This is a genomic window from Aureimonas phyllosphaerae (assembly GCF_047943035.1).
GTDB lineage: Bacteria > Pseudomonadota > Alphaproteobacteria > Rhizobiales > Rhizobiaceae > Aureimonas > Aureimonas phyllosphaerae.
The window spans coordinates 2,766,731-2,783,561 of sequence record NZ_CP181348.1 but is presented as its reverse complement, the minus strand read 5'-3'; the positions used below and the strand labels follow the sequence as shown (position 1 = coordinate 2,783,561).

Below are 16,831 nucleotides of genomic sequence, written 5' to 3'. Positions count from 1 at the left end.
GTTCGCGTCGTTCGAGCCGTACCTCTCTCCGACGGCGCCCCGCAATCCTCCTGCCACGTACTCGACGCGAAAAAGGGCGCGGCGCCGAAGTCTCGGCGCCACGCCCTTCCGATGTTAGTGACGGACCGTCAGGCCTTATTGCGGTTGTAGACGTCGAAGCAAACGGCGGCGAGAAGCACGAGGCCCTTCACCAGCTGCTGATAATCGATCGACAGCTGCATGGACGTCTGCATGCCCATGTTCAGCGCGCCCATGATGAAGGCGCCGATGACCGCACCGGTCACCTTGCCGACGCCGCCGTAGGCGGAAGCGCCGCCGATGAAGCAGGCCGCGATGACGTCGAGCTCGAGACCCGTGCCGTTCTTGGCGGTGGCCGAACCGACGCGCGCGAAGAACACGAGGCCGGCGATGGCGGCGAGGACGCCCATGTTGACGAAGGCGAGGAAGACGATCCGCTCGGTCTTTACGCCCGAAAGCTTGGCGGCCTTCTCGTTGCCGCCGACCGCGTAGACGCGGCGGCCGATCGTGGTCCGCGACGTGACGAACGCATATATCGCGATCAGGACCGCCATCAGGATCAGGACGTTCGGCAAGCCGCGATTGGTCGCGAGCAGGTATCCCATGAACAGAATGGCGACGGTGACGAGCGCCACGCGGCCGTAGAAGAACGCCTGCGGCTCGGCGACCGGGCCGACGCGGCTGCGAGCCGAACGCTTGGTGACGGCGAACATAGCAAAGCCGACAGCGAGCACGATCGCGAGGATCAGCGTCGTCGAGTTGGCGAGGCCCATGACCGGCAGGAGGTCGGGGATCGTGCCCGTCGAGATCGCGCGCAGCGATGCCGGGATCGGCGAGATCGACGACGACGACCCGAGCGTCATGAAGGTCAGGCCGCGGAAGACGAGCATGCCGGCCAGCGTGACGATGAAGGACGGAATCCGCAGGAAGGCGACGAAGTAGCCCTGGATGGCTCCGATCACAGCGCCGACCACGAGACACATCACCACCGCGATGGGCACGGGTATGTCGTAGAGCACCATCAGGACGGCGCCGACGGCACCGACGAAACCGACCACGGACCCGACCGAGAGGTCGATGTGGCCGGTGATGATGATCAGCAGCATGCCGATCGCCATGATGATGACGTAGCTGTTCTGGAGGAACAGGTTGGTGAGGTTCGAGGCCGACACGAAGGTCGGGCGGCCGGTCGCGGCCGAGTAGGCGGCGAAGAACAGGATGATCGCGACCAGCGCGACCAGCATGCCGTATTCGCGAAGGTTGTTCTTGAAATAGTCGAGGCTGGCCCCGCCCCCCTGCCCGCCCGGGGCTTCCACGGTCTTGATGCTCATGCCGCGTCTCTCCCTGCGGTACGAATGATGGCGCGCATGATGCTTTCCTGTGTCGCCTCGCCGCGCGGCAGCTCGGCCACGAAGCGCCCTTCGTTCATGACGTAGATGCGGTCGCACATGCCGAGGAGTTCAGGCATTTCCGACGAGATCATCAGAATGCCCTTACCCTCGGACGCGAGCCGCTCGATGATGGAGTAGATCTCGAACTTCGCGCCGACGTCGATGCCGCGCGTCGGCTCGTCAAGGATCAGGAGCTCGGGGTTCGAGAAGAGCCACTTGGACAGCACGACCTTCTGCTGGTTGCCGCCCGAGAGGTTCAGCGTCTTGTGGAAAATGTTGGACGAGCGGATGCGAAGGCTCGACCGGTAGTCTTCCGCCACCTTGCGCTCGCGATCCTCGTCAATCACCCCGCCCTTGGCGATGCCGGGAAGATTGGCGAGCGAGATGTTCTGCCGGATGTCGTCCTCGAGCAGCAGCCCGTAGTGCTTGCGGTCCTCGGTCACGTAGGCGAGCCCGGCCTCGATCGCCTTTGGGATCGTGGAGACGTCCACCGGCTTGCCGTGCAGGAAGGCTTCGCCGGTGATGTGGCGCCCGTAGGACTTGCCGAATACGCTCATCGCGAGCTCGGTGCGCCCGGCGCCCATCAGGCCGGCGATGCCGACGATCTCGCCCTTGCGGACGTTGAAGGAGACGTCCTTCACGATCTGGCGCTGCGTGTTGAGGTGGTGGAACGCGTTCCAGCCCTTTACCTCGAACAGGACCTCGCCGATCTTCGGATGACGCGGCGGATAGCGGTCGTCGAGCTGACGGCCCACCATGTCACGGATGATCTGGTCCTCGCTGACGCCGGCCTTGCAGTCGAGCGTCGAGACCGTGGAGCCGTCGCGGATCACGGTGATGGAGTCGGCCACGCGCGAGATCTCGTTCAGCTTGTGGCTGATCATGATCGAGGTGAGCCCCTGCTTCTTGAACTCCAGAAGGAGGTCGAGAAGCGCCTGGCTGTCGCGCTCGTTGAGGCTGGCGGTCGGCTCGTCGAGGATGAGCAGGCGCACCTTCTTCGAGAGCGCCTTGGCGATCTCGACCAGCTGCTGCTTGCCGATGCCCATGTCCTTGATCAGCGTCGTCGGCGGCTCGGACAGGCCGACCTGCTTGAGAAGCTCGCTCGACCGACGGAAGGCCTCGTCCCAGTTGATGACACCGGCCTTGGAAATCTCGTTGCCGAGAAAGATGTTCTCGGCGATCGACAGAAGCGGCACGAGCGCCAGCTCCTGATGGATGATGATGATGCCGACGTGCTCGGAATCGCGGATGCCGCGGAAGGAGCGAACCTCGCCGTCATAGACGATGTCGCCCTCGTAGGTGCCGTGCGGATAGACGCCCGACAGGACCTTCATCAGCGTCGACTTGCCGGCGCCGTTCTCGCCGCAGATCGCGTGGATCTCGCCCCTTTCGACGACGAGATTGACGTTGTCGAGCGCCTTCACGCCCGGGAACGTCTTGGTGATGCCGCGCATCTCGAGAATCGGTGCCAAAGCGTTCTTCCCCGGCTTGCAGAACGACGGAGCGGGAGCCGATGGCTCCCGCGAAGGCGAAGGCGAGGCACCGATACGGCGCCTCGCCAGAGCGTCAGATCAGGGCTTGATCTGGTCTTCCGTGTAGTAGCCGCTGTCCACGAGAACCGGCTTGATGTTCTCCTTGGTCACCAGCACCGGCTTCAGGAGGTAGGCCGGAACGACCTTGACGCCGTTCTCGTAGGTCTTGGTGTCGGTCACCTCGGGCTCCTTGCCCTGGCCGATCGCGTCGATCATGTTCACGGTCACCTTGGCGAGCTCGCGGGTGTCCTTGAAGATGGTCGAGTACTGCTGGCCGTTCTCGATCGACTTGACCGAGGGCACCTCGGCGTCCTGGCCCGATACGATCGGCATCGGCTTGTCGCCCGAGCCGTAGCCGACGGCGCTCAGCGCCGAGATGATGCCGATCGACAGCCCGTCATACGGCGAGAGCACGGCGTTGACCGACTTGTCGCCGTAGTAGGACGACAGGAGGTTGTCCATGCGGGCCTGGGCGACGGCCGGGTCCCAGCGCAGGGTACCGACGCGGTCCATGCCGGTCTCGCCCGACGGGATCACGAGCTTGCCGCTGTCGATGTAGGGCTGCAGCACGCTCATCGCGCCGTTGTAGAAGAAGAACGCGTTGTTGTCGTCCGGCGAGCCGCCGAAGAGCTCGATGTTGAACGGTCCGGCTTCGCTCTCGAGCTTGAGACCCTGCACGATCGACTGCGCCTGGAGCACACCGACCTGGAAGTTGTCGAAGGTCGTGTAGTAGTCGACGTTCGGCGAGTTGCGGATCAGGCGGTCGTAGGCGATGACCTTGATGCCCTTGTCGTGCGCCTGCTGCAGCACGTCCGTCAGCGTCGTGCCGTCGATCGAGGCGATCACCAGCGACTGGACGCCCGCGGCCACCATGTTCTCGAGCTGGCTGATCTGCGTCGGGATGTCGTCCTCGGCATATTGCAGGTCGGTCTTGTAGCCGCGCTCCTGCAGCTGCTTCACCATGTTGTCGCCGTCGGCGATCCAGCGGGCGGACGCCTTGGTCGGCATCAGCACGCCCACGGTGCCCTTCTCCTGCGCGAACGCGCCACCGGAGAGGGTCATCGCGCCGAGGGCCACCGCCGCCAGCAGGGTCTTCATTCGAATCATAGTCGTCCTCCCATCGTGACGCCGCCTTCAGCGAGCGTCCGAAAGCGCGAACCCCTCGCGCCGAGCTCTTCGAACCGTCACGGGCCCTGCCCGTGCGCTTCTCGGCCCCTCCCCCGCCATGCTCCCGAACACACGGCGGCGGCGACCAATTGTCTGATGAATTATCGCATTGACGTTCACGTCGCCAATGAATTTTTTCTGCGCTCTGATTTATCGTAAACCGCAAACTCGGTCGTAGAGCAAGACGGCTTTGTCGGCGCGCTCGCGGATCTCCCCAACCGACATGCCGGGCTTGTAGAGCGAGGAGCCAAGGCCGAAGCTGCGCACGCCGACCTTGGCGTAGCCTTCGAAGTCGTCCTCCGACACGCCGCCGACCACGCCGATTTCGATGTCCTTCGGCAGGACGGCCCGGATGGCGGAGACGCCGGACGGCCCCAGCACGCTGGCGGGGAAGAACTTGAGGGCCGACGCGCCAGCCGCGATCGCCTGAAACGCTTCGGTCGGCGTGAAGACGCCGGGCATCGTCACCATCCCGTGCGCGGCAGCACGCCGCAGCACCGACGCATCCACATTAGGCGAGACGAGAAGCCGTCCGCCTGCCTCGGCCAAGCGGTCGACCTGCTCCGGGGTGAGAACCGTCCCGGCACCGATGTAGTGCTCCGGTCCGCCGAGGCGCACGGCGGAGGCGATGGAGCGGAACGCATCGGGCGAATTCAGCGGGATCTCGATCGCTTCGAAGCCGGCCTCGATCAGCGTCTCGACCGACGCCTCGACCTCCTCCGGCTTGATCCCTCGCAAAATCGCGACGAGCGAACGCTTGAAGGAGGGCCAGACGACCCGCGCAGGAACATCGCTCATGTTGGACTCCGATCGGAATGAAGACGGTGCGCGGCGGCCAGCAGCCCATGACGCACGCACTGGTCGGCGTCGAATCGGCGAGCCAACGAGAGGCCGGCCGCCGCGAATGCCGCCTTGTAGAGCGTCGCGATCGGACCCGACGCAAGCAGCGCCATCCGATCGCCGGTCCCATAAACGGTGGTCGCGCCGGCGAACTCCAGCCCGATCATCAGACCGGACAGGCGAGCCGCCTGTCTAGACGGCGCGGCACCATCCAGAAGCCAGCCAGCCCGCAGTTGGAACAGCGCGTTGGTCGCCTCGGCGGGATGCCGGAAACCTCGCGCGAATCCTTCGGCAAACCCGTCCGTATCCGGTCTCAGCGGCTCCGCGCCCTCGACCGCCTGGCGCAGGATCGATCCGGTGCGCAGAAGCTGGAAGAGTTCGCCGGTCATGAATGTCGAGAAGCCGACGACGGCCCCGCCGTCCAACTTCACCCATTTCGAATGCGTCCCCGGCATGCAGACCAGCCCGGTGTCGAAACCATCGGCCACGACGCCGAGGAGCTGCGTTTCCTCGCCGCGCATCACGTCCGGCGCATCGCCGCGCTGCGCGAGACCCGGCAGGATGTGAACCGGGCGGCCCGCACTCGGAACCAGCGTCGCGCGGTTCGCGAGGTCGTCGAGACGTGTGGGAACCGACAGATAGGCCGCCTCGACCCAGCCTGTCCGCGAGCCAACCATTCCGCACAGGATGGCGGGCGTGTCGCCCGCCACATCCATCACTGAGAGGTGCCGCGTCAGGACACCGGCGAAGTCGCCGTCGATGACGCCTGTGAGCCCCTCGGGCGCGCGGCGCTCGTTTAGGACCGTGCCGTCCGAAGCGCAGGCCCAGGCCCGGAACGAGGTCGTGCCCCAGTCGACGAGAGCGTAGGCCGCTCGCCGGCTCATGGCGTCAACCGCAGGCGCGGCTCGGCCACGCCCCGCACGCCGGCCTGCACGATGAAGGTCCGGCCGGCATTGGGATCGCCTGCCCGCTCGGCCTCGTCCATGCCCTCGTAGGCTGTGGTCACGAGCAGCTGGTCGAGGTGCCGGCCGGTGAAGGCCGGGCAGCTCGGCTGACGTGCCGGAACGGAGAGTGAGCGAAGGTGCCGGCCGTCGGGGGTGAACACCTCCAGCCGTCCGGCGCCCCAGCGAGCGTTCCATACGTTGCCTTCGGCATCGGTCACCGCGCCGTCGGGCCCACCCGCGAAAGCGCCAGCCGGCACGAAAACCGACGGCTCTCCGGCGGGAAGACCGGTCTCGGGATCGAGCGACACGCGATGGATGTCGCCGCGAGCGGTATCGGCGAAATAGCCCACCGTCCCATCCGGCGAGAAGCAGATGGCGTTGGGAATCGTAATCTGAGCGTAGAGACGACGGAGTTCGCCGCCACGGAACCAGTAGATCGATCCGCGACCCGCTTCGGCCTTGCGGCCCATCGTGCCGATCCAGAGCGCGCCGGAGGGATGGACGCGGCCATCGTTCGAGCGCGTATCGGTCTCGTCGGCTTCGAGTGCCGTGTGATGCGTCAGCCGTCCGGTGGCGACGTCGCGCACGTGGAGGCCGTTCTCGGTCGCGATGACCTGCGTGTTGTCGTCGACCGTGCAGAGCTGGCTCGCCATCATCGGCAGCTCATGGACGTGAACGTCCGAGCTAGCCGACGACTTCTGGAAAAGGCGGCGTCCGACGATGTCGAACCACCAAGCCTTGTCGCTCGCGGGATCGTAGGTCGGCCCCTCGCCGAGGTGGCAGGCGGGGGCGTCGAGGATGTGGAGGGGGGCCGCTTCCACCGCCCCCGTTGCGCCGTTCTGCGGATCCTGCATCGCCGGAGGCCTCAGTGGTTGTCGCGGGGCACGCCCCTCGTCTGCGCGAGGCGCTGGTACTGAACGGCGTTCTCCAGTACCGCGCCCGTCTCCATCTGACCGACCAGCGTGCGCTGAATCTCCTGCCAGGGAGTCTGGTGCTCGGGATACTTGTAGCCGCCCTCGGCCTTCAGCGCCGCGCGGCGCTCGGCGAGCTCGTCGTCCGAGATCAGGATGTTCGCCGTGCCGCGGCCGAGGTCGATGCGCACGCGGTCGCCGGTCTTGAGCACCGCGAGGTTGCCGCCCGCCGCCGCCTCCGGCGAGGCGTTGAGGATGGACGGCGAGCCGGACGTGCCGGACTGGCGACCGTCGCCGATGCAGGCGAGCGAGGTGACGCCCTGCTTGATAAGGTAGTCGGGCGCGCGCATGTTCACGACCTCGGCCGCGCCGGGATAGCCGATCGGGCCGGCGCCGCGCATGAAGAGGATCGTGTGCTCGTCGATGCCGAGCGCGGGATCGTCGATGCGGTGGTGGTAGTCCTCAGGCCCGTCGAACACCACGGCCTTGCCCTCGAAGGCATTGGGATCGTTCGGGTTGACGAGGTAGCGGTCGCGGAACTCGGGGCTGATGACGCTCGTCTTCATGATCGCCGACGAGAAGAGGTTGCCCTTCAGCACGAGGAAGCCTGCCTTTTCCTTCAGCGGCTTGTCGTAGGGCTTGATGACGTTCTCGTCCTCGATGATCGCACCGCGGCAATTGTCGCCGATGGTACGTCCGTTGACGGTCAGGGCATCCTCCTTGATGAGGCCCTGCTCCATCAGCTGGTTGACCACGGCCGGAACGCCGCCGGCGTGGTAATAGTCCTCGCCGAGATACTCGCCGGCTGGCTGCAGGTTCACGAGCAGCGGGATCTCCTGGCCGAACTCCTGCCAATCGTCCACCGTCAGGTCGACGCCGATGTGGCGCGCGAGGGCGTTGAGGTGGATCGGCGCATTGGTCGAGCCGCCGATCGCCGAGTTCACGCGGATCGCGTTGACGAAGGCGTCCTTGGTCAGGATGTCGGAGGGCTTCAGGTCCTCGCGCACCATGTCGACGATGCGAAGGCCGGTGCGGTAGGCTACTTCCTGGCGGTCGCGGTACGGCGCGGGGATCGCGGCCGAGCCCGGAAGCTGCATGCCCAGCGCCTCGGCCAGCGAGTTCATCGTGGTCGCCGTGCCCATCGTGTTGCAGTAGCCGGTGGACGGGGCCGACGACGCCACGAGCTTCACGAAGCCGGCATAGTCGATCTCGCCCTTGGCCATCAGCTCGCGCGCCTTCCAGACGATCGTGCCAGAGCCCGTGCGCTGGCCGCGGAACCAGCCGTTCAGCATCGGGCCGACCGACAGCGCGATGGCCGGAATGTTGACGGTCGCGGCCGCCATCAGGCAGGCCGGCGTCGTCTTGTCGCAACCGATCGTCAGGACCACGCCGTCGAGCGGGTAGCCGTAGAGAATCTCGACGAGGCCGAGATAGGCGAGGTTGCGGTCGAGGCCCGCAGTCGGGCGCTTGCCCGTTTCCTGGATCGGGTGGACCGGAAACTCGATCGCGATGCCACCAGCCTCGCGGATGCCCTCGCGCAAGCGGTTCGCGAGTTCGAGATGGTGGCGGTTGCAGGGCGAGAGGTCCGAGCCCGTCTGCGCGATGCCGATGATCGGGCGGCCGGACTGAAGCTCTTCCTGGCTCAGGCCGAAGTTCATGTAGCGCTCCAGGTAGAGCGCCGTCATGTCGGCGTTGTCCGGATTGTCGAACCAGGCGCGCGAGCGCAGCGTCGTGCCGGCGCGGCCGTGGCCGCGGCTGCCGCCGGCGGTCTTCAGCTCGTCCGTTCCTTCAATCTTCGTCAGGTCGTTCGACATGGTCATTTCTCCTTCGGCCTCGGAGCCCTTGGGGGCGAGACCTGACACGTCAGGCATGCGTAAAGCGATAGGTCGAGCGGTGGCGATAGGTCGCGCCGGGCTCGAGCCGGGCCGAGGGGTAGTCCGGCCGGTTGGGGCTGTCGGGGTAGCGCTGCGGCTCGAGGCACAAGGCGTCGCCCATGCGATGAACCAACCCGTTCTTTCCGACCGACGTCCCGTCGAGGAAGTTGCCGGAATAGAACTGAACGCCCGGCTGATCGGTCAGAAGCTGCATCGCGAGCCCGTTCGCCGGGTTGCGGACCGTGGCGGCCAGTCGCGGTTCGCCGTTCGATGCGCCCCGGATGCACCAGTTGTGATCGTAGCCCCGCCCCTGCCGGATCTGCTCCTCCGGCGCGCGGATGCGCTCACCAATGGGGTGCGGCGTGCGAAAATCGAAGGCTGTGCCTTCGACAGGAGCGCGTGCACCGAGCGGGATCGCCCCGTCGCCGACAGGCAGGAACTCGTCGGCCTCGATCGTCAGCTCATGGCCGAGAATGTCGGTCAACCGTTCGGTGCCGCCGAGGTTGAAGAAGGCATGGTTCGTCAGGTTGACGACGGTCGTCCGGTCCGCGCGGGCCTCGAATTCGATTTCGAGCTCGCCGGCGCGCAGGCGATAGGTGACGCTCGTGGCGAGTTCGCCGGGAAACCCGCCCTCGCCGTCCGGACTGGTGCGGGTGAAGCGCACGAAGGGCTCCGCGCCCTCCCCGGTCTCCGCGATGTCCCACAGATGCCGGTCGAAGCCTTCGGCACCGCCATGCAGGGCGTTATCGCCATCGTTCGCCGGCACCGAGAACGCCTTGCCGTCGATCTGGAAAGTACCGCGCGCGATGCGGTTGGCGTATCGCCCGATCGTCGCCCCGTAGAAGCTGCGCGTTTCGACATAACCGCCAAGGTCGTCATGCCCCAGCACGACATCCTCGATGCGCCCGTCCCTGGCAGGGACGAGGAGAGCCTGAAGCGTCGCGCCGTAGGTCATGACGCGCGCCTCGATCCCCGCGGCGCGCAGGCATACCAGTTCGACCCGGCGGCCATCCGGCAGCACGCCGTAGTCGCGTCGCTCCAGGCTCGCGCGCGTCGTCATCGATCAGCCTTCCACGAACGGTTCGACGACATGCCGCCGTCCGAGCAGGAAGGCATCCGCGACGTGCTGGAGCGGCGACAGGTCGACGTCGATCCCCCCGGTCGCCGCCAGCTCGGCAAAGCGACGGTAGATCGCGGCATACTCGCGGTCGGGCTCGTCGAGGCGCACCTGCCCGTCGACCAGCATGCGCTTGCCACCGTCGGCGACGGTCAGCGAGCCGGCGTCGGTTTCGGCCATGATGTTCCAGATTTCGCCACGCGTCTCGCGCCAGTCGAAGTCGGCCTCCACCGGCACGCCCACGCCGTCGGAGAAGGCGAGCGCCGCCGCAATGGGGGCCGCGCGGTTCTCCGGGAAGGACAGATCCGACTTCGTCAGGAAGACGGGACGCGGCAAGATGGCCGTGAGGATCGACAAGGCGTTGATGCCCGGATCGAAGACGCCGAGACCGCCGGGCTCCCAGATCCATTCCTGGCCGGGATGCCACTTGCGCACGTCTTCCTTCCACTCGATCCGAACCGAGCGAATCCGGCTCTGGGCCAGGAAGGCGCGGGCCGGCTCGACGGCGGGCGCGAAGCGCGAATGCCAGGTCGCGAAGAGCGAGACACCCTTCTCGCGCGCCAGCGCTTCGAGCGGCCGAACTTCGCTCACCGTCGCGCCCGGCGGCTTCTCGAGGAGCACGTGCTTGCCGGCGGACAACGCCGCATGCGCCAACTCATGACGGCCCTGCGGGGGCGTACAGAGCGCGACCGCCTCGAAGAGATCGGCGTGGCCGAGCATCTCATCGAGGGTCGAGAAGCACGCAACGCCATCGAGCGAGGCGTTGCGGCTGGCGACGGCGGTCAGCTCGACGCCCTCGACCGTGGCGATCGAGGGGACGTGCTGGTCGCGGGCGATCTTGCCGAGACCGACGATGGCAACGCGAAGGGTCATGGCAGGTCTCAGAGCGAGCGGACGGCGACAGGGGTCTCGCTGCCGGCGGTTTCAGCAAGCGGGTTCACCAGCGGCAGACGGAAGGGGCGCGCGTCGATCTCGAACCGGTCGCCCGCCTGCGTCTTCACGCCATGCGTCACCGACAGCGTCGCCGTCCCGAAGAAGTGGACGTGCAGGTCGCCGGGGCGACGGAACAGGTCGTACTTGAAGTGGTGGTGCTCGAGGTTGGCGATCGTATGCGACATGTTCGCCTCGCCCGACAGGAACGGCTTGTCGAACACCAGCTCGCCGTCGCGGCGGATGCGCGAGGTGCCCTCGACGTGGTCGGGCAGCGCGCCGACCAGAAGCTCGGGGCCGAGCGACGCCTGACGCAGCTTGGAATGGGCGAGCCAGAGATAGTTGCCGCGCTCGATCACGTGGTCGGAAAACTCGTTCGACAGGCAGAAGCCGAGGCGAAACGGTGTGCCGTCCGGCCCGATCAGGTAGATGCCAGCCAGCTCGGGCTCCTCCCCGCCATCCTTTGCGAAGACGGGAGACGTCAGCGGCTCGCCGGGGCCGACGAGGCAGGAGCCATCGCCCTTGTAGAACCACTCGGGCTGCACGCCGATCTGGCCGTCGGTCGGCTTGCCGCCCTCGAGACCCATGCGGAACATGCGCATGGAATCGGTCAGCTGCTCGCCGGCCTGCGCCTTATGCATCTTGTCGCGACCATCGGCCGAGCCGAGATGGGTGAGGCCCGTACCGGCGACGATGAAGTGCGCCGGGTCTGGATGATGGATCGGCATGAGGACGCGCCCCTCGACCAGCGCCGCCTCGAGATCCACCGCCTCGCCGCGACCGGCCCGCTCAACTTCCTGCGCCAGCGTCGAGCCACGCGCCACGGTCGCCTGCGCAAGGTCGTAGGACGAGAAATAGCCGGGCACCACATGGCCCGCGCCTTCGTCTCCGGCCGCCACGACCTGCACCGCGCCGTTGCCGTCTTTCACCTGGAGGATTCGCAGAGCCATGGCCGTTCCACGCAACTAGAGATCGTTCGCAGGGTCGTCGGCGGCAGGAGCGCTTCGCCGTTCAGACGTTCGACAACCCAATTGTCTGCGTTATTTCGAACCGCTCCATTCTTGTCAATCGAGTACCTTGCAGCCGTTCCAAAGCGCGCACGAATTCGTCGCTGCGCTGCAGCACGCGCGGGCTCGTTCGCCTGCCTTGCCAATCTGGACAGGTGGCCGGGCGGGCGCTACCCACGCGCTACCCGTTCGGCGGGTGATGGGGGAGTTCGGGTCATGGTGTCGCTCGGGGCGAATGTCGAAGGCGGCGCCGGGGCCCCGACCTCGTGGGGCGCGCATTTGCGCGGCATGCTGCTGCTCGGCCTTCCGCTGATCGGCGCGCAACTCGCGCAGATGTCGATCAACGTGACCAACACGATCCTGATCGGACGCCTCGGTCCCGTCGAGCTCGCGGCGGCGGTTCTCACGTCCCAGACCTTCTACGTCTTCTGGATGTTCGGCTCCGGCTTTGCCTATGCGGTGATGCCGATGGCGGCCGCCGCCAACGGGCGACGCGATACCCGGGCCGTGCGCCGCTCCGTGCGGATGGGCCTGTGGGTCGTCGCGGCCTACAGCGCCGTCGTGATGATCCCGCTGTGGTTCACGCACGACATCTTCGTCGCGCTGGGGCAGGATCCGCGCGTCGCCGAACTCGGCGGCCACTACATGCGCATCCTGCAATGGTCGATGCTGCCCTACCTCGCGACATTCGTGCTACGGTCCTATCTCAGCGCGCTGGAGCGCCCGCGCCCGGTGCTCGTCATCACGGTGCTGGGCGCGCTGATCAACGCGCTCGCCAACTACGCGTTGATCTTCGGCAATTTCGGCCTTCCCGCACTCGGGCTGACCGGCTCGGGCATCGCGTCGGTCACGACCTCGGTCTTCATCCTCGCGGCGCTCGTCGTCTACACACGAGCGCTGCCGGCACTCGCCCCTTACGATCTGTGGCGCCGGTTCCACCTGCCGGACTGGGAGGCGTTCTGCGAGGTCGCACGCCTCGGCTGGCCGATCAGCGCGACGATCGTCGCCGAGGTCGGACTATTCACCGCCGCATCGGTCATGATGGGCTGGATCGGAACGGTGGAACTCGCGGCGCACGGGATCGCACTTCAGCTCGCGTCGATCTCCTTCATGGTCCCGCTCGGCCTGTCGAGCGCGGCGACGGTTCGGGTCGGTTCGGCCTATGGGCGCGGGAGCGCCCTGGACGTCGCGCGCGCCGCGCGTGTCGCCATGATGGTCGCGATCGGCATCGCGTTCTTCGCCGCCCTCCTGTTCTGGATGTTCCCGGAGCGCCTGATCGGCCTCTATCTCGATCTCGGCCAGCCGGATGCCGCACGCGTGCTGGCGACCGCGATCCCGCTCCTCTTCGTCGCCGCCGCGTTCCAGCTCATCGACGCCATGCAGGTCACGGCGAGCGGCGTGCTGCGCGGCCTGAAGGACACGCGCACGCCGATGCTGATCGCAGTCGGCAGCTACTGGGCGGTGGGGATGCCGATCGCCTACACCCTCGCCTTCCCGTTGGGATGGCAAGGGGTCGGCGTCTGGTGGGGGCTTGCCGCGGGTCTGGCGGTCGCCGCCTTCTCGATGACCGCCCGCTATCTCCAGCGCGAACGGAGCGGCCAGATCACGGCCTGATCGCGCTCGCCTCGCCGCGATAGATGTGCGCCTCGATCGAGGCGCGCTTCATTTCGATCGAGAAGCCGGGCGCCTGCGGCGGCATGTAGCGACCGCCGCGCACGTCGCAGGGTTCGACGAAATGCTCGTGGAGGTGATCGACATACTCCGCCACGCGTCCCTCCATCGTGCCGGAGACGACGAGGTAGTCGATCATCGACAGGTGCTGCACATACTCGCAGAGGCCGACGCCGCCGGCATGCGGACAGACGGGCTTCCCGTACTTGGCCGCCATCAGCATGATCGCAAGGTTCTCGTTCAGCCCGCCGACCCGCGCGGCATCGATCTGCACGACGTCGATCGCGTCGGCCTGCAGGAACTGCTTGAACATGATCCGGTTCTGGCACATCTCGCCGGTCGCGACCTTGATCGGCGCGACGCCGGCCTTGATCTCGCCGTGGCCGAGAACGTCGTCCGGCGACGTCGGCTCCTCGATGAACCAGGGACGGAACTCGGCGAGCTTCTTCACCCAGTCGATCGCCTCACCGACCTCCCAGACCTGATTGGCGTCGATCATCAGGGTGCGGTCCGGCCCGATCTCCTCGCGCACGATCCGGCAGCGACGGATGTCGTCCTCGAGGTCGCGGCCGACCTTCAGCTTGAAGTGCGTCCAGCCCTCCGCCATCCCCTCGCGGCAGAGCCGTCGCATCTTCTCGTCGTCATAGCCGAGCCAGCCGGCCGAGGTCGTGTAGGTCGGGTAGCCCTTCTGCGAAAGGATCGCGATCCGCTCGGCCTTGCCCTCTTCGGCGCGCTGAAGAATCGCGTGCGCTTCGTCGCGGGTCAACGCGTTCGACAGGTAGCGGAAATCGATGAGATCGAGGACCTGATCCGGCGTCATGTCGGCGATCAACCGCCAGACCGGCTTGCCTTCGCGCTTGGCCCACAGATCCCAGACGGCGTTGACCACGGCGCCGATCGCCATGTGCATCACGCCCTTGTCGGGACCGAGCCAGCGCAGCTGGCTGTCGCCCGTGATCCGGCGCCAGAAGCCGCCCATATCGGCGGCGACATCGTCGATCGACACCCCGACAACGCGCTCGGCGGCGGCGCGAATGGCGGATGTGACGAGATCGTTGCCGCGCCCGATCGTGAACGCGAGGCTATGCCCTTCGAGATCGCCGTCGGTGCGCAGGACCACGTAGGCCGCTGAGTAGTCCGGGTCCGGGTTCATGGCGTCGGACCCGTCGAGCTTCATCGACGTGGCGAAGCGAATGTCGAATGTCTCGAAGCTCGTAATTGTGGTGGACATGCCCGATGATCCCTGTTCATATATGAAAACTGAAATCACCAGCGGAACTGCATGTCAATCGCGCGCAACGATGCCTCGGCCGAAGATGCCGCCCGCTACAGCGCCCCGGCGCTGGAGAAGGGGCTGGACATCCTCGAGCATCTGTCGTCGACGCGCGCAGCCCTGAACCTCGGCGAACTTGCCGATGCCCTGGGGCGCACGCGAAGCGAGATTTTCCGGATGGTGGCGGTGCTGGAAGCACGCGGCTATCTCGACCGCGAGGGGACCGACCGGTTCGTCGTCGCGGACAAGCTGTTCCGCCTCGGACTGAATCGTCCGCTCCACAGGTCCCTTACCGAAGCCGCCCTCCCCGTCATGCGGGACTTCGCCGAGACCAGCGGCTATTCCTGCCATCTCGCCGTGCCGAGCGGTACGCAGATGGTGGTGATCGCCCGCGTGGAGAGCGTTTCGCACATCGGCTTCTCCGTGCGCATCGGCTACCGACAGCCGCTCGTGCGCACCGGCTCCGGCCACTGCCTCCTCGCGTTCATGAGCGAGCGGCGCCGCGAGCGGACGCTTCAGGCCATCGCGGCCGAGGATCCCGATTTCGACTTCGTGGCGCTCGGCGCTCGCCTCGAAGCGTTCCGCGAGGCAGGGCGCGTCGTCCGTGCCTCCGGCATCACCGAAGGCGTCACCGATGTCTCGCTGCCGATCTTCGACCCCGACGACACGGGCGCGGTTGCCGCGCTCACCTGTCCGCACCTTCGCATCCTGAGCGATCCGGTGGAGCCCGAAACCCTCGGCCACGAGGTGGCGAAGGCTGCCGATCGTATCACCGCGGCGCTCGCCGCCCCCGTAGCTGCGCCGTTCGAGGACGCGGTCGCGGTAGGGAGCGGGACCAACAAAGGAGACCGCATTTGACCCAACGTCTTGCCGGACAGCGTGCAGTGGTGACGGCCGCCGCGCAGGGCATCGGCCGCGCGACGGCACTCGCCTTCGCGCGCGAAGGTGCCGAGGTCATCGCGTCCGACATCAACGAAGAGCGCTTGGCCGACCTTGCCTCCGAACCCGGCATCACGACGCGCCGCCTCGACGTGCGCGACGCGGCGGCCGTCAGCGCCTTTGCGGGAGAAGTCGGGCGTGCCGACATTCTTTTCAACTGCGCGGGCTTCGTCCACGCGGGCACCATCCTCGACTGCACCGACGAGGAGTTCGATGTTGCCTTCGATCTCAACGTACGCTCGATGTTCCGGATGGTCCGCGCCTTTCTGCCGGCGATGATCGACGGCGGCGGTGGATCGATCGTCAACATCGCGTCGGTCGCCTCGTCCGTGATCGCCGCGCCCAACCGCTTCGTCTACGGCGCGTCCAAGGCGGCGGTGATCGGCCTCACCAAGTCCGTCGCGGCCGATTTCGTGGCCAAGGGCGTGCGCGCCAACGCGATCTGCCCGGGCACGGTGGAAAGTCCGTCGCTGGAGGATCGCATGCGGGCCACCGGCGACCTCGAGGCGGCGCGCGTCGCCTTCGCGGCCCGCCAGCCGATGGGCCGTCTCGGGCGTCCCGAAGAAATCGCAGCCCTTGCCGTCTATCTCGCCTCGCACGAATCGGATTTCGTGACGGGCCAGGCGATTTCGATCGACGGCGGCTGGACCAACATCTGAGCGGGGACGTCATGCTGCGCAACATCCATCCGATGCTGGGGCCCGACCTCCTGCATGCCCTGCGCTCGCTCGGACACGGCGACGAACTGGTCATCTCCGACGCGAACTTCCCCTCGCATTCGCTCGGGCCCCGCGTCGTGCGTCTCGACGGGATCGACGCCGTCGCCGCCGCGGACGCGATCCTCGCCCACCTGCCGCTCGACACGTTCGTCGAAGCCGCCGCGTTCCGCATGGAGGTCGTCGGCGATCCCGACGCTGTCCCGCCGATTGCCGAAGAATTCGCCGAGGTCGTCCGCCGGCGCGCGGGCGACTTCCCGATCCGCTCGCTGGAACGCTTCGCGTTCTACGAGCGCGCCAGAACGGCATCCCTGATCGTCGCCACGGGTGAGACCCGCCATTACGGCAACCTCATCCTGAAGACGGGGGTGCTCTGAACCGCCGTATTCCAGCGACTTCGAGCTGCGAGGCCCTTGCCAACCAGTTCCACCGCCGATACGGTATGATTATGCCAATCAGAAGAAGAACCGGAATAAACGGTCCATTTTTGGGAGGAACCCA

The 16,831-nt window shown here is 66.8% G+C and carries 15 protein-coding genes; 4 read left to right on the top strand and 11 right to left on the bottom strand.

What is annotated here, in order from left to right; genetic code table 11:
• Positions 1–128 precede the first annotated feature (128 nt).
• From mmsB to araD1, 10 genes are all read right to left on the bottom strand, one after another.
• Positions 129–1,349: a multiple monosaccharide ABC transporter permease gene (gene mmsB / locus ACLNGM_RS13195; RefSeq protein ID WP_416355267.1), complete on the bottom strand. Its 1,221-nt coding sequence runs from the start codon at positions 1,347–1,349 to the stop codon at positions 129–131.
• A complete protein-coding gene (gene mmsA / locus ACLNGM_RS13190; RefSeq protein WP_416358447.1) occupies positions 1,346–2,863 on the bottom strand; it encodes a multiple monosaccharide ABC transporter ATP-binding protein in 1,518 nt (505 codons plus the stop codon). Before mmsA ends, mmsB begins: the two co-directional genes overlap by 4 nt.
• 117 nt (positions 2,864–2,980) lie before the next feature.
• Complete coding sequence (gene chvE / locus ACLNGM_RS13185; protein ID WP_090964047.1) at positions 2,981–4,048, bottom strand: multiple monosaccharide ABC transporter substrate-binding protein; 1,068 nt, start codon at positions 4,046–4,048, stop codon at positions 2,981–2,983.
• Positions 4,049–4,258: 210 nt separating this feature from the next.
• Entirely contained in the window at positions 4,259–4,906 is a 648-nt protein-coding gene (locus tag ACLNGM_RS13180; RefSeq protein WP_416355266.1) for a 2-dehydro-3-deoxy-6-phosphogalactonate aldolase, read from the bottom strand.
• A complete protein-coding gene (locus ACLNGM_RS13175) occupies positions 4,903–5,832 on the bottom strand; it encodes a 2-dehydro-3-deoxygalactonokinase (RefSeq protein ID WP_416355265.1) in 930 nt (309 codons plus the stop codon). The genes ACLNGM_RS13180 and ACLNGM_RS13175 overlap by 4 nt, the downstream gene beginning before the upstream one ends.
• Complete coding sequence (locus ACLNGM_RS13170) at positions 5,829–6,713, bottom strand: SMP-30/gluconolactonase/LRE family protein (RefSeq protein ID WP_416358446.1); 885 nt, start codon at positions 6,711–6,713, stop codon at positions 5,829–5,831. Before ACLNGM_RS13170 ends, ACLNGM_RS13175 begins: the two co-directional genes overlap by 4 nt.
• A 44-nt stretch (positions 6,714–6,757) precedes the next feature.
• Positions 6,758–8,617 carry an IlvD/Edd family dehydratase gene (locus ACLNGM_RS13165; protein WP_416355264.1) on the bottom strand — a complete coding sequence of 620 codons (1,860 nt, stop codon included), beginning with the start codon at positions 8,615–8,617 and terminating at the stop codon, positions 6,758–6,760.
• 49 nt (positions 8,618–8,666) lie between these two features.
• The gene (locus ACLNGM_RS13160) at positions 8,667–9,737 is read right to left on the bottom strand and encodes an aldose epimerase family protein (RefSeq protein ID WP_416355263.1); all 1,071 of its coding nucleotides are present in this window, start codon (positions 9,735–9,737) and stop codon (positions 8,667–8,669) included.
• 3 nt (positions 9,738–9,740) lie between these two features.
• Positions 9,741–10,667 (bottom strand): Gfo/Idh/MocA family protein, encoded by a 927-nt coding sequence (locus ACLNGM_RS13155; RefSeq protein WP_416355262.1) that lies wholly within the window; start codon positions 10,665–10,667, stop codon positions 9,741–9,743.
• 8 nt (positions 10,668–10,675) lie between these two features.
• A complete protein-coding gene (gene araD1 / locus ACLNGM_RS13150) occupies positions 10,676–11,674 on the bottom strand; it encodes an AraD1 family protein (protein ID WP_416355261.1) in 999 nt (332 codons plus the stop codon).
• Between the two features lie 273 nt (positions 11,675–11,947).
• On the opposite strand from araD1, the gene ACLNGM_RS13145 reads away from it, so the two are divergent.
• Entirely contained in the window at positions 11,948–13,345 is a 1,398-nt protein-coding gene (locus tag ACLNGM_RS13145) for an MATE family efflux transporter (RefSeq protein ID WP_416355260.1), read from the top strand.
• Here ACLNGM_RS13145 and ACLNGM_RS13140 read toward each other — a convergent pair.
• Positions 13,335–14,633 carry an L-fuconate dehydratase gene (locus ACLNGM_RS13140; RefSeq protein WP_416355259.1) on the bottom strand — a complete coding sequence of 433 codons (1,299 nt, stop codon included), beginning with the start codon at positions 14,631–14,633 and terminating at the stop codon, positions 13,335–13,337. The two genes, ACLNGM_RS13145 and ACLNGM_RS13140, sit on opposite strands and share 11 nt — an antisense overlap.
• Positions 14,634–14,684: 51 nt before the next feature.
• Between ACLNGM_RS13140 and ACLNGM_RS13135 the strand changes: the two genes are divergently transcribed.
• From ACLNGM_RS13135 to ACLNGM_RS13125, 3 genes are read left to right on the top strand one after another with little or no spacing between them, the layout of a single operon-like run.
• Positions 14,685–15,533 (top strand): IclR family transcriptional regulator, encoded by an 849-nt coding sequence (locus tag ACLNGM_RS13135; protein ID WP_416355258.1) that lies wholly within the window; start codon positions 14,685–14,687, stop codon positions 15,531–15,533.
• Positions 15,530–16,273, top strand: a complete 744-nt coding sequence (locus tag ACLNGM_RS13130) for an SDR family oxidoreductase (protein ID WP_416355257.1) — start codon at positions 15,530–15,532, stop codon at positions 16,271–16,273. The genes ACLNGM_RS13135 and ACLNGM_RS13130 overlap by 4 nt, the downstream gene beginning before the upstream one ends.
• 11 nt (positions 16,274–16,284) lie before the next feature.
• The gene (locus tag ACLNGM_RS13125) at positions 16,285–16,707 is read left to right on the top strand and encodes an RbsD/FucU family protein (RefSeq protein WP_416355256.1); all 423 of its coding nucleotides are present in this window, start codon (positions 16,285–16,287) and stop codon (positions 16,705–16,707) included.
• Positions 16,708–16,831: the final 124 nt, after the last annotated feature.